18 protein-coding genes are annotated in these 18,399 nt (G+C 71.8%); 9 read left to right on the plus strand and 9 right to left on the minus strand.

Annotated features, from left to right (window positions below; genetic code table 11):
* Positions 1-70: 70 nt before the first annotated feature.
* On the minus strand, positions 71-697 hold the full coding sequence (locus tag ACFUN8_RS03225) for a YbjN domain-containing protein (protein WP_383630602.1): 627 nt from the start codon (positions 695-697) through the stop codon (positions 71-73).
* Complete coding sequence (mshA, locus tag ACFUN8_RS03230; RefSeq protein ID WP_383630604.1) at positions 690-2,033, minus strand: D-inositol-3-phosphate glycosyltransferase; 1,344 nt, start codon at positions 2,031-2,033, stop codon at positions 690-692. The genes ACFUN8_RS03225 and mshA overlap by 8 nt, the downstream gene beginning before the upstream one ends.
* Before the next feature lie 261 nt (positions 2,034-2,294).
* Between mshA and ACFUN8_RS03235 the strand changes: the two genes are divergently transcribed.
* From ACFUN8_RS03235 to ACFUN8_RS03245, 3 genes are all read left to right on the plus strand, one after another.
* Entirely contained in the window at positions 2,295-3,191 is an 897-nt protein-coding gene (locus ACFUN8_RS03235) for a class I SAM-dependent methyltransferase (protein WP_383630606.1), read from the plus strand.
* 155 nt (positions 3,192-3,346) lie between these two features.
* On the plus strand, positions 3,347-4,522 hold the full coding sequence (locus ACFUN8_RS03240) for a C40 family peptidase (RefSeq protein WP_383630608.1): 1,176 nt from the start codon (positions 3,347-3,349) through the stop codon (positions 4,520-4,522).
* 276 nt (positions 4,523-4,798) lie between these two features.
* A complete protein-coding gene (locus ACFUN8_RS03245; protein WP_383630611.1) occupies positions 4,799-6,076 on the plus strand; it encodes a PP2C family protein-serine/threonine phosphatase in 1,278 nt (425 codons plus the stop codon).
* Between the two features lie 82 nt (positions 6,077-6,158).
* Here the strand turns inward: ACFUN8_RS03245 and ACFUN8_RS03250 are convergent, their stop codons facing one another.
* The 4 genes from ACFUN8_RS03250 to ACFUN8_RS03265 form a co-directional block, all read right to left on the minus strand.
* Positions 6,159-6,506, minus strand: a complete 348-nt coding sequence (locus tag ACFUN8_RS03250) for a DUF2516 family protein (RefSeq protein WP_383630928.1) — start codon at positions 6,504-6,506, stop codon at positions 6,159-6,161.
* Positions 6,507-6,645: 139 nt separating this feature from the next.
* The gene (locus ACFUN8_RS03255) at positions 6,646-7,281 is read right to left on the minus strand and encodes a hypothetical protein (RefSeq protein ID WP_383630614.1); all 636 of its coding nucleotides are present in this window, start codon (positions 7,279-7,281) and stop codon (positions 6,646-6,648) included.
* 17 nt (positions 7,282-7,298) lie between these two features.
* A complete protein-coding gene (locus ACFUN8_RS03260; RefSeq protein WP_383630617.1) occupies positions 7,299-7,775 on the minus strand; it encodes a helix-turn-helix domain-containing protein in 477 nt (158 codons plus the stop codon).
* A gap of 491 nt (positions 7,776-8,266) precedes the next feature.
* On the minus strand, positions 8,267-9,124 hold the full coding sequence (locus ACFUN8_RS03265; RefSeq protein WP_383630620.1) for a helix-turn-helix transcriptional regulator: 858 nt from the start codon (positions 9,122-9,124) through the stop codon (positions 8,267-8,269).
* Positions 9,125-9,209: 85 nt separating this feature from the next.
* On the opposite strand from ACFUN8_RS03265, the gene ACFUN8_RS03270 reads away from it, so the two are divergent.
* Positions 9,210-9,995, plus strand: a complete 786-nt coding sequence (locus ACFUN8_RS03270) for an SDR family NAD(P)-dependent oxidoreductase (protein ID WP_383630623.1) — start codon at positions 9,210-9,212, stop codon at positions 9,993-9,995.
* A gap of 185 nt (positions 9,996-10,180) precedes the next feature.
* Positions 10,181-11,782, plus strand: coding sequence for an FAD-dependent monooxygenase (locus ACFUN8_RS03275; RefSeq protein WP_383630931.1), 1,602 nt, complete (start codon positions 10,181-10,183; stop codon positions 11,780-11,782).
* Here the strand turns inward: ACFUN8_RS03275 and ACFUN8_RS03280 are convergent.
* Positions 11,748-13,325 (minus strand): MFS transporter, encoded by a 1,578-nt coding sequence (locus ACFUN8_RS03280; RefSeq protein WP_383630626.1) that lies wholly within the window; start codon positions 13,323-13,325, stop codon positions 11,748-11,750. The two genes, ACFUN8_RS03275 and ACFUN8_RS03280, sit on opposite strands and share 35 nt — an antisense overlap.
* A gap of 133 nt (positions 13,326-13,458) precedes the next feature.
* Between ACFUN8_RS03280 and ACFUN8_RS03285 the strand changes: the two genes are divergently transcribed.
* Complete coding sequence (locus tag ACFUN8_RS03285; protein ID WP_383630629.1) at positions 13,459-14,073, plus strand: helix-turn-helix domain-containing protein; 615 nt, start codon at positions 13,459-13,461, stop codon at positions 14,071-14,073.
* Here the strand turns inward: ACFUN8_RS03285 and ACFUN8_RS03290 are convergent.
* The gene (locus ACFUN8_RS03290; protein ID WP_383630632.1) at positions 14,070-15,116 is read right to left on the minus strand and encodes an NAD(P)/FAD-dependent oxidoreductase; all 1,047 of its coding nucleotides are present in this window, start codon (positions 15,114-15,116) and stop codon (positions 14,070-14,072) included. The genes ACFUN8_RS03285 and ACFUN8_RS03290 overlap by 4 nt on opposite strands.
* A 92-nt stretch (positions 15,117-15,208) precedes the next feature.
* Here ACFUN8_RS03290 and ACFUN8_RS03295 point away from each other — a divergent pair, with 92 nt between their 5' ends.
* From ACFUN8_RS03295 to ACFUN8_RS03305, 3 genes are all read left to right on the plus strand, one after another.
* Entirely contained in the window at positions 15,209-15,787 is a 579-nt protein-coding gene (locus ACFUN8_RS03295; RefSeq protein WP_383630635.1) for a helix-turn-helix domain-containing protein, read from the plus strand.
* 168 nt (positions 15,788-15,955) lie between these two features.
* Positions 15,956-16,852 (plus strand): class I SAM-dependent methyltransferase, encoded by an 897-nt coding sequence (locus ACFUN8_RS03300; RefSeq protein WP_383630638.1) that lies wholly within the window; start codon positions 15,956-15,958, stop codon positions 16,850-16,852.
* A gap of 66 nt (positions 16,853-16,918) precedes the next feature.
* Positions 16,919-17,401, plus strand: a complete 483-nt coding sequence (locus ACFUN8_RS03305) for a DUF6228 family protein (RefSeq protein WP_383630641.1) — start codon at positions 16,919-16,921, stop codon at positions 17,399-17,401.
* Positions 17,402-17,448: 47 nt separating this feature from the next.
* Here ACFUN8_RS03305 and ACFUN8_RS03310 read toward each other — a convergent pair whose 3' ends face one another.
* The gene (locus tag ACFUN8_RS03310; protein WP_383630644.1) at positions 17,449-18,366 is read right to left on the minus strand and encodes a slipin family protein; all 918 of its coding nucleotides are present in this window, start codon (positions 18,364-18,366) and stop codon (positions 17,449-17,451) included.
* Positions 18,367-18,399: the final 33 nt, after the last annotated feature.

Raw genomic sequence — 18,399 nt, forward strand, 5'->3', positions numbered from 1 at the left:
TCTGCGGTCATCGTGAGCATGCCATGGCGCGAGGGAGCGAGGGAAGAGTCGTGCAGAGGATGCCGGGCGGTCAGCTCGACGGGCGTTCGGGGCGCCGCGTCAGGTGCGTGAAGGCGTCGAGATTGCGTGTGGACTCGCCACGGGAGACCCGCCACGCGTACTCCTTGCGGATCGCGCTCGCGAACCCCAGCTCCAGCAGCGTGTTGAAGGATCCGTCGGCCTCTTCCAGTACGGATCCGAGGAGCCGGTCCAGCTCGTCCTCACCGACGGCGGAGAGCGGCAGTTTGCCGGAGAGGTAGATGTCGCCGAGCCGGTCGACCGCGTACGCCACCCCGTACAGCTTGAGATTGCGCTCCAGCAGCCAGCGGTGGACGGCCCCCTCGTTCTCGTCCGGGTGCCTGACGACGAAGGCGTTGACGGAGAGGGAGTGCCGGCCGACGCGCAGGGAGCAGGTCGTGGAGAGCTTGCGGGTGCCGGGGAGCGTGACGACGAAGGAGCCGGGCTCCGGGCTCTCCCACTCCAGACCGGAGTCGAGCGCGGCGGCCTTCAGGCTCTGTTCCACGAGGTGGGTGGCGTGGGCGGTGTCGGTGGTGCCGCCGGGCTGAGCGGTGTGGGCGGTGCCGGTGGCATGGGCGGCCTGAGCGGTGCCGCGTGCCTTGGCGGTGCCGCCTGCCTCAGCTCGCGCTTCGTCAGCCATGGTGCGAGCGTACGCGACCCCGGTGATCATGCACGGCGGCCGTGTAGACGTCCGCCGTCGCCGACGCCGCCGTGTCCCAGCCGAAGGACTGCGCGTGTCGCGAGGCCGCCAGCCCCATCCGGTCCACCAGCTCGGGCCGGTCGACGAAGCGGGCGAGCGCCTGGGCGTACGCCTCCGGCTCGTGGCCGGGGATCAGAAAGCCGGTCTGGCCGTTGCGTACGGCCACCGGGAGACCGCCCACGGCGGCCGCGACCACCGGGGTCCCCGCCGCCTGCGCCTCTATGGCGACAAGGCCGAAGGACTCGCTGTACGACGGCATGACCAGCACCGACGCCGCGCGGAACCAGTCGGCGAGCGCCTCCTGGCCGACCGGCGGGCAGAACCGTACGACATCGGCGATACCGAGCCTGGCCGCGAGCTTGTGCAGTCCCTCGGGCTTGGCCAGACCGCTGCCGCTCGGGCCGCCCACCACCGGGACGACCATCTTCTTACGGAGGCCCGGACATCGCTCCAGCAGGACGGCCGCCGCGCGCAGCAGGACGTCCGGGGCCTTGAGCGGCTGGATACGGCCGGCGAAGAGCGGCACGAAGGCGTCCTGCGGCAGCCCCAGGCGGGCGCGGGCGGCCGCGCGGCCGTCGGCCGGGCGGAAGACGTCCAGGTTCACGCCGGGGTGGACGACGGCGACCTTCGCGGGGTCCGCCTCGTAGAAGCGGACGAGTTCGTCGGCCTCCTCGGAGGTGTTCGCGATCAGCCGGTCGGCGGCGCGCACGATCTGCGTCTCGCCTATGACGCGGGCCGACGGCTCGGGGGTGTCGCCCTCGGCCAGCGAGGCGTTCTTGACCTTGGCCATCGTGTGCATGGCGTGGACGAGGGGCGCGCCCCACCGCTCGGCGGCGAGCCAGCCGACATGGCCGGAGAGCCAGTAGTGGGAGTGGACGAGGTCGTAGTATCCGGCGCGCTGCCCCGCCCATGCCTGCATCACGCCGTGCGTGAAGGCGCAGAGCTGCGCGGGCAGCTCCTCCTTGGCCAGGCCCTCGTACGGACCGGCGTCCACGTGCCGTACGAGCACACCCGGCGCCAGCTCCACGCTGGGGGGCAGCCCGCCGGTGGTCGAGCGGGTGAAGATCTCGACCTCGATGTCGATGGCGGCCAGGCGCTTGGCCAGCTCGACGATGTACACGTTCATGCCGCCCGCGTCGCCCGTTCCCGGCTGGTGCAGCGGGGAGGTGTGGACGCTGAGCATGGCCACGCGCCGCGGTTTGCGGGGGTGGCCGGGGATCCGGAGCCGGGGTGGTGACACCAGGGTGCCGGCAAGCCTGGACACGTACTGGCTCACGTCGACTGACCTCTCGCTCGGAGCATGACTAGGGGAGGGTGTGGGGACCCTCTGGGACGCGGCAACGCCGGAACGCGCCCTTTCATTTCCGGCTTTGCCGAATCGTTGCCGTTGGCGGCTCAACCCTTGGGGCGGGTTCCGGCAGTCGGCGGGCGGCCGCGGGAGCCGTGGGGGCGGCTCCGGCAGCCGCGGGGGGCGGTCGCCGGGCGGCACCGCCCGCCGCCGTTCGTCACCGTCCGGCGCGTCGTTAGGCTCACCGGCATGCCCGCGCGCCCGCCCTCCCCGCCCCGCCGCCCCGTGGGCACGGTCACGCGCGGTACGACCAACCCGAACCGGCTGCGCCGCATGGACCGCTGGATCGCCGCCGTACACGGGCCGGTACTGCGCCGCTCGGCCGACCCCGTCGCCGTCGACCTCGGGTACGGCGCCGCGCCCTGGACGGCCGTCGAACTGCTGCGGCGGCTGCGCGCGGCCGAGCCGCGCACCGAGGTGGTCGGCGTCGAGATCGAGCCCGCGCGGGTCGCGGCGGCGCTTCCGTACGAGGAGGACGGGCTCAGCTTCGTACACGGCGGTTTCGAGATCCCGCTGCCCCCGGACCCGCACTCGGCGGACCCGGGCTCGGCGGACCCGGGCTCCGACGGCCGCAGGCCGCTGCTGATCCGGGCGGCGAACGTCCTGCGGCAGTACGACGAGAGCGAGGTCGCGGCGGTGTGGACCCGGCTCCGCGCCCGGCTCGCGCCCGGCGGCCTGCTGGTCGAGGGCACGTGCGACGAGATCGGGCGGCGCCATGTCTGGGTCGCCCTCGGTACGGAGGGTCCGCGCACGGTCACCTTCGCGACCCGGCTCGGCTCGCTCGACCGTCCTTCGGACCTGGCGGAGCGGCTGCCCAAGGCGTTGATCCACCGCAACGTGCCGGGCGAGCCGGTGCACGCGTTCCTGCGGGACTTCGACCGGGCGTGGGCGGCGGCAGCCCCGTACGCCTCGCTCGGCGCCCGGCAGCGGTGGATCAGGACCGTGGAGGATCTGTCGGCGGACTGGCCGCTCGCCGGCCCGGCGGCGGGCGGCGGGCGGAGCAGATGGCGGCAGGGTGAAGTGACGGTGGAGTGGAGGGCTCTGGCGCCGAACTCCGGCGAAACGGATGCGTTCAAGGGAACGTGAGCGGCGGGTCGTTCGTCCCTGACGGGTAGACGCGGCCGTGTGAACAGGCACTGCCCCCTGTCGTTCCGGGGGTGGGCATGGCACGATCGCGTCGGCGGAGAACAGTTACTGACAGTAAGTCAGCTGTATTCGTCCGAAGTCCGGAGGGGGAGCTTGTGAACCGACGCCGCTGTGTCACAGCCGCGATCACGGTCGTCTGCGCTCTGTCGGTGCTCACGTCACCGGCGTTGCTGAACCAGGCGTACGCAGCTCCCGCGTCCCCAGCCTCCCCCGCGTCCCCGGCTTCTCCCTCGTCCCCGTCGTCCCCCGCCTCGCCGAGTGACCCGCCGGTGGCGCCCCGGCCGTTCGACCGCACCCTCCCGCCGGGGGCGGACGGCAAGTCCTCCGGCGCGGACGACTCGAAGCTCGAAGCGGTGCGGCGGAAGATCGACGGGCTGTACGGCCAGGCCACCTCGGCCACCGACGCGTACAACCTCGCCGAGGAGCGCGCCGACAACCAGTCGGCCGAACTGGTCAGGCTGTCCAGCGAGATCGTCAACGGCCAGGTCCGGATCGACCGGCTCAAGCGCCAGGCCGGCGCCGCGGCCCGCGCGCAGTACCGCGCGGGCGGACTGCCGCCCGAGGCCCAACTGCTGCTCACCGACGACCCTCAGCTCTTCCTCGACGGCGCGGGCCGCGTCCAGCGGGGCCAGAAGGCGACCAAGGACCTCCTGGGCCAAATGACCAAGGCGCAGGACGACTTGACCTCGTACACGAAGAAGGCCGGCGCCGAGTGGACCAAGCTCGAAGCCAGCCGGGTCAAGCAGGCGAAGGCGAAGAAGGAGATCAACGAGAAGATAAAGGCCGCCAAGAAGATCGAGGCGGGGCTGGAGAAGGAAGAGCGCGACCGGCTGCTGATGCTGGAGCAGCAGGATCTGGCCAAGGCGCAGGAAGCCTGGCTGGGTTCGGGCGCGCTCAAGGACATCAACGGCGAGGCGAGCGCCCAGGGCAAGAAGGCGATCGCGTACGCGACGGCGCAGATCGGCAAGCCGTACGTGTGGGGCGCCGAGGGCCCGGCGTCGTTCGACTGCTCGGGGCTGACCTCCGAGGCGTGGCGGGCGGCCGGCAAGGTCATCCCACGCACCTCGCAGGAACAGTGGAGGCTGCTCCCCCGTGTCCCCGTCTCGGAGATGCGGCCCGGCGACCTGATCATCTACCACCAGGACGCGAGCCATGTCGGTATGTACGTGGGTGACGGCTCCATCGTCCACGCGCCGCGGCCGGGCCGGCAGGTGACGCTGACGGGGGCGGGCTCGATGCTGATCCTCGGGGTGGTCAGGCCGGACAAGTAGGACGCGGCACGCCGGACCGGACACGTAGGGCCGGACAAGTAGACCGGTAGAGGGCCCCTCCGCTCCACGTGATGTTTGTCATGGCCGTTCCGGCCCCTTCGGCGGGCCGATCGTGCCGGATGCGTGGCGGGAAGCGGCATATGACGCGGGATCTTCTCCGTACGGCGTTCCGTACGCCATTCCTTTCGGGCGCCGGCTACCGCTAGGGTCCCGGTCGGTGGGGCGTCGATCGGCGTTTCACCGTGCCCTCGGGGGGAGGGAAGGACTCACAGACCGATGGCCGTACCTGTACCGGTGCCGCGACAGCGCACCGGCTCGACAGTCGAGAGTGCGCCCGCCCCGGAGACCTCCGGCGGAGGCGGCGACCTCACGCTCCTCGTCATCGAGGACGATCCCGCGGGCACCTTCAGCGCACCGGAACTTCCCGACGCGGCGGGCACCCGGGTCCGTATCCGTACCGCGCGCAACCTCACCGAGGCCGAGCGGCTGCTCACCGACGACATCCAGTGCATCCTCGTGGACCTGGCGCTGCCGGGCCGGTACGACGACGACCGCGACGGCCTGGCGCCGCTGAAGCATGTGCTGCGGCTCGCGCCCCGCCACGCCGTTCTCGCGCTGACCGCCGAAGGCGACAGCGAGCGGGCCGCGGCGGCGGTGCGTGTGGGCGCGCAGGACTATCTCTTCCGCGACGAGCTGGACAGCCGGCTGCTGAGCCGCGCCATCCGCTACGCCGTGGAGCGCAAGCGCGCGGACGTCGCGCAGCGCCAGCTCACCGAGTCCCGGCTGCGGGCGCAGGAGAACGCCCGGCTGGAGCGCGGGCTGCTGCCCACACCGCTCCTCCAGGGGTCGAACCTGCGTTTCGCCTCCAGATACCGGCCCGGCCGCTCCCGTGCGCTGCTCGGCGGCGATTTCTACGACACGGTCCGTACGCCCGACGGCACGGTCCATGTGATGATCGGCGACGTCTGCGGCCATGGTCCGGACGAGGCCGCGCTGGGTGTGGAACTCCGGATCGCCTGGCGGGCGTTGACCTTCGCCGGGCTGTCCGGGGACGTTCTGCTCTCGACGCTCCAGAAGGTCCTGGAGCACGAGCGGGAGAGCGAGGAGATCTTCGCGACGCTCTGCACGGTCGACATCGCGCCCGACGGCCGGCGGGCGGGGCTCTGTCTGGCCGGCCACCCGTCCCCGCTGGTCGTCCGCGCCGACCGGGCGCCCGAGCTGCTGCCGTACGACGAGGGCGGCCCGGCGCTCGGCCTGCTGCCGCGCGCCCGCTGGCCGCGCCGTGAGGTCGAGCTGGGTGAGGCGTGGAGTCTGATGATGTACACCGACGGGCTGATAGAGGGCCGTGTCGGGGCCGGTACGAAGCAGCGGCTCGGCCAGGAGGGCATGGTCGAGATGATCACCGGCCTGCGGGCGCGGGGTCTGGGCGGCGAGGAGCTGCTGGAGGCCGCGGTGGCTCAGGTGCGGGAGCTGAACGGCGGCGAGCTGACGGACGACGTGGCCGTACTGCTGCTGGACCGCGGGCGGGTGGCGGAGCGGGCGCCGGCCGCCTGAGATCCGGGCGGCCGTCCTTCACGGCATCGCCGCGCCCCGGTCGGCTCGGCGCGCCCTGCCCGGTCGGCTCGGCCCGGTCGGCTCAACGACCGCCGTTGTACGGCCCGTACGGTCCGTCGCTGCTGGAGCCACCGCTGCGGCCACCACGGCCACCACCGCCGCCGACCTGCTTGATCGCGGGGCGCACGTCGACGAAGTACACGATGATCGCGATCAGCCCGATGATCGGCAGGAAGGACAGCAGCGGGAAGATCAGGCTCACCACGAGGGCGATGCCGAGAATGATCAGCCAGAACGGCTTGGTCTGCTTGTCCGCGGCGCGGAATGCGTCCTCACGCCGGATGAACGCGTCGACCAGCGCGAAGGCGCCGAACACGGTCAGCGGGATGCTCAGCAGAGCCACAAGCCCGTCGAAGCCGGCCATCAACACGTTGCCCACCGCCCGTTTCTGTCCGAATCGTGTGCCGTCAAGGTACCCGTACAACGGTCCGGACACCGCTGTGGTGCCCGGACCGTTGTATTGGCGATGTACGACTCGCTCGTCCTGCCGGCGCGTCGACCGACTCGTCCTACTTGCTCGCGGGCGGCGTGGCCTTCTTGGCCGCGGCCGGCTTGCGGGTGGCGGTCGTCTTGCGCGCGGCGGGCTTGGCACCGGTGGCCTTGGCCTCCGGCTTCGCCTTGGCGGGCGCGGGCTTCGCGGGGGCCGGCTTGGCCGTCGACTTGGCGGGGGCCGGCTTGGCGGCCTGCTTCGTCTCGGGCTCGACGGCGATGGCGATCTCCGTCATCTCGTCGGCGGCCTCGCCCCGCCAGGTCCGTACGGACTGCTCGCCGCGCTCGGCGACCTTCTCGTACGTCTCCCGGGCCTTCACCGCGTACTCCGCGGCCACGCCCACGCTCCGCAGCGCGAGGTCCTGAGCGGTCTCGCCGAGCTTCTTCAGATCGGTGTCGAGCGACCCGAGCACCTCGGTGACCTTGGACTGAACGGTCGTCTGCGCTTCCTTGGCCTGCGAGGTGACCTTGGACTGGACGATCTTGGGATCGGTGTTGCGTACCGCGTCGATACGGCCCGGGGCCTCCGCGCGGAGCTGCTCGATCAGCCCGGGAACCTTCTTGGCCTGCTCGACGGCGAGATCCGCCGTACCGGCCGCGAAGTAGAGGGGGGTCGGGTCGCTGAACGTCTTGCGCAGGTCATCGGCGATGGCCATGACTGTGTTCCTCCGGATCAGTGTGAGGGTGGGGTGACAGCACCGCCGCCGGCCGTACCGGACGTGTCCCCGTCGGCGTCCCCGCTACCGGTACCGGCGCCCTTACCGGCCGATTCCGCGGTCACCGACGCTTCCGTGTTCGTCGTCCCGAGCCCGTTCTCCTTACGGAAGGACTCGTAGATCTGCAGGAGCACCTGCTTCTGCCGCTCGTTGATCGACGGGTCCGCGAGGATGACGGCACGCGTCTCCAACTCCTCGCGCTCCCGCTCGTCGAGCATCCCGGCCTGCACGTACAGCGTCTCGGCGGAGATCCGCAGCGCCTTGGCGAGCTGCTGCAGGATGTCCGCGCTCGGCTTGCGCAGACCGCGTTCGATCTGGCTGAGATACGGATTGGACACCCCGGCGGCCTCGGAGAGCTGCCGCAACGACAGCTGCGCGTTGCGCCGCTGCTCGCGCAGATACTCACCGAGATTGCCGACGTTGAGTGATGCCATGACTCCAGGCTGCCCCGTCTTGCTAACTATTGCAAGCACCCGCTTGCAAAAGTGTTCCACGCAACAGGGTGACTGGGCGCTGACCAGGGTGAAGTCCGCCGGGACACGTCGGTCGGCATCTGGCCGCGCCGGTCGGCACCGTTCGCCGAGCACGGCAAGGCAGGTGGCCACGCCACGTATATGCTCGCCGCCGTGCGCCCGGCGGACTTCGGCGGGCTCCGGCGGACTTCAACCCGGGTTGCACCCCTGGGTTGAGGGAGTTCGGGGCGCGTCGGCAGATGCTCGGACACATGACAACGACCGACTGGTTCATCGACATCGCACTCCTGCTCATCGTGGTTCGCCAGATGCGCGAGGAGCCGCTGACCACCCGCACCATCCTGCTCCCGCTCGGCATGTTCCTGGCCGCCCCACCGCCGGGCGTTCGGCCCGGCACGAGCACGCGAGCCCGGCGCCCGGCGCCCGGCGCCCGGCGCCCGGCACGGACAACTTCAGTGCGAACCGCCCGCGTTGACGCTCTCGACCCCCAGTACGTTCAGCAGGGCCAGAGCCTCGGCGTCCCGGGATCCCGGCGGCGCGCTGTAGAGCACGAGGTGCTGGTCGCTGTCCGTGAGCGCGAGCGAGTCGCAGTCGACGGTGATCTCCCCGACGACCGGGTGCCGGAACGTCTTCGTGAGCATCGGCGCGGCGTGTACGTCGTGCCGCTCCCAGAGCCGGGCGAACTCCGGGCTGCCGTCGCGGAGTTCGTCGACGAGTCCGGTGACCTCGGGGTCGGACGGGTACCGGGCGAGGGTGGACCGGAGCCCCATGACGACGTGGTGCCGGAACTCCGTGGTGTCGGACACCCCGTACAGCGGCGCACCGGCGCGCGCCGGTGCGAGGAACGCGCGGCGCGCGAGATTGCGGTCCTCCGGGGTGAGTTCGGCGAAGTTCTCCATCAGCGCGGCCGCGAGGTCGTTCCACGCGAGCACCTCGAACGCGGCGGAGGTCACGAAAGCGGCCGTCTGCGGCAGCCGTTCAAGGAGCGCGAGGATGCTGGGGCGGACATCGCGCCGGTGCAGTCCGTTACGGCTCGGGGCGGTGCCCGCGAGGACGTGGAGGTGGTCGGACTCGGCGTCCGAGAGCCGCAGCGCGCCGCCGATCCCGGCGAGTACCTCGCCCGACGGGCGCGGCGCCCTGCCCTGCTCAAGGCGCACGTAGTACTCCGTGGAGATGTGCGCGAGGACCGCCACCTCCTCACGGCGGAGACCCGGTGTCCGGCGTCGCGGGCCCGAGGGAAGGCCGACGTCCTCGGGCCTGAGCCGCTCGCGGCGGCTACGGAGGAACGCTCCCAGCTCCTGCTTGTCCATACCTCCAGTGTGCGCGCCGCGCGGCGGCGGATCCTGGTACCGGCTGTGCCTGTATCGGGATCCGGGCGGCCGCGACGCTGTGGATATGACGAACAGCATCCGCACCACCCCCATCGGCCTGCTCACGGGCAAGGTCGTGTTCATCACCGGCGCCAGCCGAGGCATCGGGGCGGCCGCCGCCCGGCTCTTCGCCGCCGAGGGCGCCGCCGTCGTGCTCGCCGCCCGCAGCACCGACGCCCTCGACCGCGTCGTCGCCGGGATCCGCGCCGACGGAGGCGTCGCCGACGCCGTAACCCTGGACCTCGCCGACGGTACGAGCATCCGCGCGGCGGTCGGCCGCGTCGGGGAGCTGCACGGCCGGCTCGACGGCGCCTTCAACAACGGCGCGGCCATCCAGCAGCGGCCCGGTCCGCTCGACACCACGAGCGACGAGGACATCGACGAGCAGTTCGCCGTGAACTTCCGCGCGCACTGGACCGCCATGAACGCCGAGGCGGCGCTCATGCGCCGGGGCGGTGGCGGGGCGATCGTCAACACGTCGAGCATCGGCAGCCGCCGCGCGAACCCGGAACTCCCCGCGTACGGCGCGATGAAGCGCGCGCTCAACAGCATCACCGAGACCGCCGCGGTGAGCTGGGCCCGTAACGGTATCCGGGTGAACGGCATCACCCCCGGCGGCACCGCGACCGAGATGATCGACGCGTGGGAGGCGGCGTCCCCGGGCATTGTGGAGCGCTTGAAACCGGCCATCCCGCTCGGCCGGATGGCGGAGCCCCGCGAGGTCGCCGAGGCGGCCGCGTGGCTGCTCAGCGACCGGGCCTCGATGGTGACGGGCGCGATGGTCCCGGTGGACGGCGGCGCCGGCGCCTGAGGGCACGCGCCCGGTCGGGCGGGCCCTACTCCGTGGCGGCTGATTCCGGCGCGCCGCCCGGCCGCGGAGCGCGGCCGGGGTCGGGCTGGTGGAGGCTTCGGGGGCTTGATCGGTGAGTGGGGCGGTGGCGCTCGGTGTGAAACTTGACACGAACACCGTTCGAGCATAGAACGGTGTTCGTGACGATGAATGTGGAGCAGGAGACGGATGTGACCGTGGTCGGCGCCGGGCCGGTGGGCCTTGTGCTCGCCGCGGAGCTGGCCCTGTCCGGGGCGACGGTGCAGGTGCTGGAGCGACGGGCCGAGCCGGACGAGGCGATGAAGGCGCAGTCGATCAACGTGCCGACCGCCGAGGCGCTCGACCGTCGCGGCCTGCTGCCCGCCGCCGAGCAGGTGCAGCGCGAGACGCTGGAGCGGATCGGGTCGTTCACCCGCGCGGCCGGTGACAGACCGGGCGGCGAGACGCGGTTCACCGGGCACTTCGCGGGCATGGCCCTCGACCCCGACCTCGTCGACTGGACCGATCCCGACCTCGCCACGCACGCCGCCGCCGACGGGGCGCGGATGGTGCCGCAGCCCCAGCTGGAGGCGCTGCTCGCCGAGCACGTCGAGCGACTGGGCGTCCGGGTACGTCGCGGGGTGGAGGTCAACGCGCTCGACGACACCGGCGACGGGGTGCTCGTCGGCACCACCGCCGGCCCGGTCCGCACCGGGTGGCTGGTCGGGTGCGACGGCGGGCACAGCGCCGTACGCCGCCTCGCGGGCATCGGCTTCCCCGGCACCGACCCCGAACTCACCGGCTACCAGGCTGTCGTCGACATCGCCGACCCCTCGCTGCTCGCCGACGGGTGGGTGTGGACGCCCCGGGGGGTGTACCGCTGCGGGCCACAGCCCGGCCGGGTGACGACCGTGGAGTTCAACAGCCCTCCAGCCGACCGCTCGACGCCGGTCACCCTCGAAGACCTGCAGAGCACCCTGCGCCGGATCTCGGGCACCGACGTCACACTGACCGCGCTGCGCGCCACCCCGACCCGCTGGACCGACAACACCCGCCAGGCCGCGACCTATTGGTCGGGACGGGTACTCCTGGCTGGCGACGCCGCGCACGTGCACCCGCCGTTCGGCGGCCAGGGGCTCAACCTCGGTGTCGGCGACGCGATGAACCTCGGCTGGAAGCTCGGTGCCGTGATCACCGGACGGGCACCCGACGGGCTGCTCGACACGTACGACGCCGAGCGCCGTCCCGTAGGCGCCTGGGTGCTGGACTGGACGCGGTCCCAGATCGGGGTGCTGCGCGGGGACGCCAAGTCGGCCGCGCTCAGGGAGGTCGTCGCGGATCTGCTGAGCACGCGGGACGGCACGACGTACGCGGTCAAGAAGCTCGCCGGCGTCACGCAGCGCGTGGACCTGCCCGGCGACCACCCGCTGGTCGGCCGATACGTCCCCGACCTGTGGCTGAAGGACGGCTCCCGCCTGGTCGACCACGGCCACGGCGGCGGGTTCCTGCTGCTCGACCGCACGCCGGACGGCGCGTTCGTCCGCCTCGCCGCGGACTGGGCCGGGCGCGTGAGCGGCGTGACCCACGTGGGCGGCGTGACCGACGTGACCGACCCGAGGGGGCCGGCGGACGAACAGACCGCGCCGACTGGGGTGTTGGTACGCCCTGACGGGGTGGTCGCCTGGGCCGGCGACTCCGCGACCGGCGACACCGCCGCCGTCACCGGCCTCGAAGCCGCCCTGCGCCGGTGGACCTTCACACCGTCGGACTTCGCCGGGGGCCGCGCGTGAGGATGTAGACGAACAGGAGGGCCATGACGGCGACGCCCGCCCACATGGCCTGCTGCCAGCCGTCGACGAACGACTCCCGCGCTGCCCGGATCAGGGCCTGTGCGTGCGGGCCGCCGCCCGCCTTGTCCGCGACCTCGATGGCGTTGGCGATGCCTTCGCGGGCGATGCCCGTGGTGTCGGCGGTGGCCTCGGGTACGGCTTCGAGTCGGCTGTCGATGGCGCCTCGGTAGCCGGAGGACAGGAGCGCCCCGAGTAGGGCGACGCCGAGCGCGGTCCCGAACTCCCTGGTGACGTCGTTGAGCGCGGACGCGACGCCCTGACGCTCCCGGGGCAGGGCCCCGGTGATCGCCTCGGTCGCCGGGGTCATCGTCAGGCCCATGCCGATTCCCATGGCGAGCATGCCGGGCAGGACGGAGAGGTAGCCGCCGCCGACGGAGACGAGGGTGGCCATGAGGGCCAGGCCCGCGCCGCCCAGGAGGATTCCGAAGGCCATCGTGGAGCGGCTGCCGACGCGTTCGGCCACGCGGGGCGCGAGCCCGGAGGTCACCATCATCAGTACGGCCATGGGCATGAGCGCCAGCGTGGACAGGAGGCCGGACCAGCCGAGCACGGCCTGGAGGAACGGGAACAGGACGACGAAGATGCCGGCCTGGACACCGAAGACCGCGAGAAGTGCCACGGAGCCGCCGGCCAGGCCGCGTTCGCGGAACAGGCGTACGTCGAGGAGTGGAGCGGGCCCGCGCAGTTCCCACGCCACGAAGCCGACGGCCGCGAGGACGCCGGTCAGCAGGCTGAGCAGGGTCACGGGTGCGGTCCAGCCCCGCTCGGGTCCTTCCTGGAGGACGAAGATGAGCCCGACCACGGCGACGACCGAGGTCAGCGCGCCGACGGTGTCGAAGGAGTGCTCGGAGTGCTCGCGCGAGTCGGGAACGGTTCGCAGCGTCATGACGAGAGCGACGAGCACGAGCGCGACGGGAAGGAGAAAGAGCCACCGCCAACTCGCCACATCCACCAGGGCGGCCGACAGGAACATGCCCAAAATGCCGCCACCGCCCGCGACACCCGTCCATACGCCGATCGCCCGACCGCGTTCCTCCGCCGGGAAGGTGGAGGTGATGACGGCGAGGGTGACGGGCATGATCATCGCCGCGCCCACTCCGCTGAGGACACGCGCGGCGAGCATGATCTCGGCCGATGCGGCGAGGGCGGCGACTGCGCCGGCGACCCCGAAGATGACCAGGCCGGCGATCAGTACCGGCTTACGGCCCCACCGGTCGCCGACCGCACCGAGCGGCAGGAGCAGCGCGGCCAGGCTGAGGGTGTAGCTGTTGATGATCCACAGGATCGTGGGCTGTGAGGCGTCGAACGCGACGGCCATGTCCGGCTGGGCGACGTTGAGGCCCGATACGGACGCGATGACGGCCATCAGGGCTACGCAGACCGTGATCAGGACGGCGCGCCGTCGACGTGGGTCGTCAATGCCCCCATCGACTCCCTCGGCGCTTATCTGCGCGGGCGGTTTCGTAGGCCGGTTCGTACTCATGGGGGCGGACCTTTCAGGTCACTGAAGCGCGACGTGGGAGACGTAAGGCGGGATCTGGGCGATCGTGGCGAGGGCCGGGGCAGATACGCAAAGTTGTTTGCTGATCCGCAAACCGGCGGACACACTGACGCGCATGGATGACGACGAAGTGGACCGCACGCTCGACGCCGTCGGCCCCCGGCTGAAGCAACTGCGCCTCGCCCGCGACATGACGCTGACCGGCCTCGCGGAGGCGACCGGCATCTCGGTCAGTACGTTGTCGAGACTTGAGGCGGGCCTGCGGCGCCCCACGCTCGAACAGCTCCTGCCGCTCGCCCGCGTCCACGGCGCCACCATCGACGAGCTGGTCGACGCGCCCCGTACCGGGAACCCCCGCGTCAACCTCCGCCCCATCGCCTGCGGAGACGGATCAACCGTGCTGCCCCTGACCCGCAGGCCCGGCGGCATCCAGGCGTACAAGTTCGTCCTGCCCGCTCCCGCGGCGGGAAGCGGCGTGGAGCCCGTCCTGCGCACCCACGAGGGCTACGACTGGATCTACGTCCTCAACGGCACGCTCCGCCTGCTGCTCGGCGAGCACGATCTCGTACTCAAGCCGGGCGAGGCGGCCGAGTTCGACACCCGTACACCGCACTGGTTCGGCGCGACCAGCTCCGGCCCCGTCGAGTTCCTGAGCCTGGTCGGCAAGCAGGGCGAGCGCGCGCATGTGCGCGCGGCGCCGAGGGCCGGCGGTGCTCCGGACAGGGTCTAAGACGTGACTTGCCGCGCGGCGGTGAGGGCCGCGTCCGTGTCGGCGGTGGCCAGGTCGGCGTTGATGTGCGCGCCGGCCAGGGCGCCCGCGGCGGCGGAGGCGCCGACCTGGGCGGTCGGGTCGGTGGCGTTGCCGGCCACCCAGACGCCCCGCACCGGCGTGGTCCCGGCCGGGCCGGTGACGAAGTGGCGGCCCATGCCGCCCGGCAGGTCCTCCATCGGCAACTCCAGCCCGGCCAGTCCTTCGGTACGGGCCCGCATGACGGTCGCCACCGCGACGACGCGGCGGGGCACGAGCTGCCCGTCGGTCAGCCGTACGCCCGCGATGCCGCCGTCCCGGGTGGACTCGACCGCCGCGACAGGGGTGTCGACGACACGGATGCCGCGAGCGGCGAAACGTGCCCGGGTCTCCTCGTCCGGGTCGGTGCCGCGGGTGAAGTAGACCAGGTCGTCGGTCAACTGCCGGAACAGCAGGGCGTGGTGGACGGAGGCCGGGCCGACGGCCAGGATCCCGATCGGTTCGTCGCGCACCTCCCAGCCGTGGCAGTACGGGCAGTGCACCACGCCGTGTCCCCAGTGCTCGGCCAGCCCCGGAATGTCGGGCAGTACGTCGCGCAGTCCGGTGGCGACCAGCAGCCGGCGCGCCCGCAGGGCGCTGCCGTCGGCGAGCGTGACCGTGAAGCGCGGATCGCCCTCGGCGGTGGAGTCGGCGGACGGGTCGGCGGACGGATCGGCGGACGGATCGGTGGCCAGGTGGACGGGGACGGCGCTGATCACCTCGCCGGCCACCACCTCGCCGCCGTAGCCGCGCACCTCCTCGCGCCCCCGGCGCAGCAGGTCCGCCGGCGGGACGCCCTCCTGGCCGAGCAGGCCGTGCACGCCGTCGGCGGGCGCGTTGCGGGGCGTGCCGCCGTCGATCACGACGACGGAGCGGCGGGAGCGGGCGAGCATCAGCGCGCCGTTCAGGCCCGCGGCGCCGCCGCCGATCACGACGGCGTCAACGATCTTCTCGGTATCGGTATCGGTATCAGTCGTTACGGGCATGGCGTACGTCCCCTTGCGATGAGCGGGCCCCGAGCGGGCCCTCGTACGACCACACTAAGCACCGTTTGCGTATGAGGCATAGGATGTTGCCTATGACGCAAGATGATGGAGATCTCGACAGCCTGGTACGCAAACGAGTCCGCGCCCTGCGCGTGGCGCAGGGCCTGTCCCTGGACGAGCTGGCCACCCGCGCCCGCCTCAGCCCCTCCACACTGAGCCGGATCGAGAACGGTCAGCGCCGTCTCGCTCTCGACCAGCTCGTCACTCTCGCCCGCGCTCTGGACACCACTCTCGACCAACTGGTCGAGACGGCCACGGACGACGTCATCTCCAACCCGACGATCGACGCCGCCCATCAGCAGCTGCGCTGGCCCGTCCGGGCGGACCCGGGCATGAGCGTGGTACGTCAGCGCCTGACGGACCCCCCGCCGGACAACCCCTCCCGCATGCGCGCCCACCCGGGCCGAGAGTGGTTCGTCGTCCTCTCCGGCACCGCCGTACTGCTCCTGGGCAACCGGCGCTTCCGGGTGGAGACCAACCAGGCCGCCGAGTTCCCCACGATGCTCCCGCACGCCCTCGGCGCGGAAGGGGGACCGTGCGATCTCCTGGGCATCTTCGACCGCGACGCCCGGCGGGGCCACCAACGCGGCGACGACAGCCCGCCGCAGTGACGGACCGCGTTGACGGCGGCGTTGACGGCGGCGTCGACGGCCGAAGTGACCGCCGCGATGGCCCCCGCGGTGCCGTCCACTTGCGCGGCGAGCAGGTCAGGCGCCACCTTCTTGCCGTTCCCGACGGCGACCGGGCCGCACGCTCATGATCCTCATAGCGTGGCCGTCATGACACCCGCCTCGTACGACGCCCACCCCCACCCCCACCCCCACGCTCACGCTCACGCTCACGCCCCGAACGGCCACGGGGACCACGGGGACCACGACGACCAGTCGGAGATCCTCGACCTGGACGCCGAGGTGCTCGCCGAACACATCGCCTCCATCACCGCGTGGCTGCCCGTCAAGGCCGACCCCCGCCGCATCGTGGACCTGGGCTGCGGAACCGGCGCCGGCACCCTCGCCCTGCTCAAGCGCTTCCCCCAGGCCGAGGTGACCGCCGTCGACACCTCGACCAGCCATCTGAACCGGCTGCGGCACAAGGCCGAGGCCGCCGGTCTCGCCGATCGCGTACGCACCGTTCAGGCCGACCTCGACGGGGACTGGCCGAACCTCGGCACACCCGAACTCGTATGGGCGTCAGCCTCCATGCACCACATGGCCGACCCCGACCGCACCTTGCGCCAGGTCCACGACACGCTCGCCCCCGACGGGCTGTTCGCCGTCGTCGAACTGGCGAGCTTTCCGCGCTTCCTACCCGAAGGCGCCCCGGCGGACCGCCCCGGACTCGAAGAACGCTGCCACGCCGCGATCGACCACCACCACTCCGAGCACCTGCCCCACCGAGGCGCCGACTGGGGCCCCAAGCTGGCCGCCGCCGGCTTCACCGTCGAAGGCGAACGCACCATCACCGTCAACCTGGGCCCGCCCCACACCGAGGCCGTCGGCCGCTACGCGCTCAGCAGCCTGACCCGCATGCGGGGAGGCATCGCCGAGGATCTGGCCCCCGAAGACCTCGCCGCGCTCGACCGGTTGCTCGACACCGAAAGCCCCCACAGCATCGCGCGCCGCGACGACCTGACGGTCCGCACCGAGCGCACGGTGTGGGCGGCACGCCGTAGCTGAACACCGGTGTGCCACACGGCACATGGCCCGCCCGGACGGGTGGCCCCACCTGTGAAAAGGTGCCGTGTGACCTCTCCCGACGACGACGCCATCGACGAGCAGGCGGGCGTGACCATCCGCTGCCAGGACAACCCGTCCGTCGGTGTGCGGTTCTGCGATCGGTCCAGCTTCGACGAGGACTGCGTGCACTACGCCGTCGAGGCGTGGGCTCCGGGGCTGACCGCTCGCGTCGGCGAGGTGGTGGCCTGGGTCTGGGACAGCGATCTCGTGCCGTTCCTGGCCCGGTTGGCCGCCGACCACCGAGGCTGGGACGGCGAGCGGACCTGGCGTAACGACGACCGGGACCTGGCTGTCTCGGCCGTGTTCCGGTCCGGTGGGCATATCGGTCTGACCTGGACGCTGCGCCCGTGGCCCGACGCCGCCGGCGGCTGGCGTGCGTCGGTGACCACGTGGTTGGAGGCCGGGGAGCAGATGTCGTCCTTCGCCGCCGACGTCCGGCACTTCCTCGCACCGCCGGTGGCTGAGCCCCGGTCCGCCCCGCTCACCTGACGAGGACGGCCGGTTCGTCCAGGCGCGTCAGGGCGGGCACTGGTTGATCAGACGGTCTGCTTCTTCTGTTCCGGCTTCTCCTGTTCCGGCTTCTCCTCCTCCTGCTTCTTCGCTTCGGGAGTCGGAGCCGCCTGTGTCGAAGAAGCCTGTGCCGGAGCCGCCTGTACGGCGCCCGAGACCGCCTGCACAGCCTGCGCCGCCTCGGCGGGTGTGGCGCGTTCGAGGAAGCGGAGCAGTTCGACCGGGAAGGGCAGCACGAGCGTGGAGTTCTTCTCGGCGGCGACAGCCACCACGGTCTGCAGCAGCCTCAGTTGAAGCGCGGCCGGCTGCCCGGCCATCTGGCGGGCCGCCTCGGAGAGCTTCTTCGACGCCTGCAGTTCCGCATCCGCGTTGATCACCCGCGCGCGGCGCTCACGGTCCGCCTCGGCCTGGCGTGCCATCGACCGCTTCATGGTCTCCGGCAACGACACGTCCTTGATCTCGACGCGGTCGATCTGCACGCCCCAGCCGATGGACGGGCTGTCGATCATCAGCTCCAGGCCCTGGTTCAGCTTCTCGCGGTTCGAGAGAAGGTCGTCCAGATCGCTCTTGCCGATGATCGACCGCAACGACGTCTGCGCCATCTGCGACACCGCGAACCGGTAGTCCTCGACGCGGATCAGCGCGTCCGCCGCGTCGACGACCTTGAAGTAGATGACCGCGTCCACGCGCACGGTGACGTTGTCGCGCGTGATGCCGTCCTGCGCGGGGACAGGCATCGTCACGATCTGCATGTTGATCTTGTTCAGTCTGTCCACGAACGGGACGATCAGCGTGAACCCGGGCCCTCGGATGCCATCTCGCACCCGCCCCAGACGGAAGACCACGCCCCGCTCGTACTGCTTGACGACCCGCGCGGCCGCCAGCGCGTAGATCCCGCACGCGCAAATCACTGCTATGACCGCTATGACCAGTGCCTCGCCCATGATCAACCCCTGACGCCGAACCGAGGTGTCAAT

The sequence above is a fragment of the Streptomyces sp. NPDC057307 genome (genome assembly GCF_042667665.1).
Taxonomy (GTDB): Bacteria; Actinomycetota; Actinomycetes; order Streptomycetales; family Streptomycetaceae; genus Streptomyces.

Bases quoted from the DNA above. Each gene is read 5' to 3' on its own strand.
- ACFUN8_RS03280 (WP_383630626.1), bottom strand. From the start codon at position 13,325: ATGAGTACGAACCGGCCTACGAAACCGCCCGCGCAGATAAGCGCCGAG.
- ACFUN8_RS03255 (WP_383630614.1), bottom strand. From the start codon at position 7,281: ATGGCCATCGCCGATGACCTGCGCAAGACGTTCAGCGACCCGACCCCC.
- ACFUN8_RS03275 (WP_383630931.1), top strand. From the start codon at position 10,181: ATGAATGTGGAGCAGGAGACGGATGTGACCGTGGTCGGCGCCGGGCCG.
- ACFUN8_RS03270 (WP_383630623.1), top strand. From the start codon at position 9,210: ATGACGAACAGCATCCGCACCACCCCCATCGGCCTGCTCACGGGCAAG.
- ACFUN8_RS03245 (WP_383630611.1), top strand. From the start codon at position 4,799: ATGGCCGTACCTGTACCGGTGCCGCGACAGCGCACCGGCTCGACAGTC.
- ACFUN8_RS03265 (WP_383630620.1), bottom strand. From the start codon at position 9,124: ATGGACAAGCAGGAGCTGGGAGCGTTCCTCCGTAGCCGCCGCGAGCGG.
- ACFUN8_RS03225 (WP_383630602.1), bottom strand. From the start codon at position 697: ATGGCTGACGAAGCGCGAGCTGAGGCAGGCGGCACCGCCAAGGCACGC.
- ACFUN8_RS03295 (WP_383630635.1), top strand. From the start codon at position 15,209: ATGACGCAAGATGATGGAGATCTCGACAGCCTGGTACGCAAACGAGTC.
- ACFUN8_RS03285 (WP_383630629.1), top strand. From the start codon at position 13,459: ATGGATGACGACGAAGTGGACCGCACGCTCGACGCCGTCGGCCCCCGG.
- ACFUN8_RS03290 (WP_383630632.1), bottom strand. From the start codon at position 15,116: ATGCCCGTAACGACTGATACCGATACCGATACCGAGAAGATCGTTGAC.
- ACFUN8_RS03235 (WP_383630606.1), top strand. From the start codon at position 2,295: ATGCCCGCGCGCCCGCCCTCCCCGCCCCGCCGCCCCGTGGGCACGGTC.
- ACFUN8_RS03310 (WP_383630644.1), bottom strand. From the start codon at position 18,366: ATGGGCGAGGCACTGGTCATAGCGGTCATAGCAGTGATTTGCGCGTGC.
- ACFUN8_RS03260 (WP_383630617.1), bottom strand. From the start codon at position 7,775: ATGGCATCACTCAACGTCGGCAATCTCGGTGAGTATCTGCGCGAGCAG.
- ACFUN8_RS03300 (WP_383630638.1), top strand. From the start codon at position 15,956: ATGACACCCGCCTCGTACGACGCCCACCCCCACCCCCACCCCCACGCT.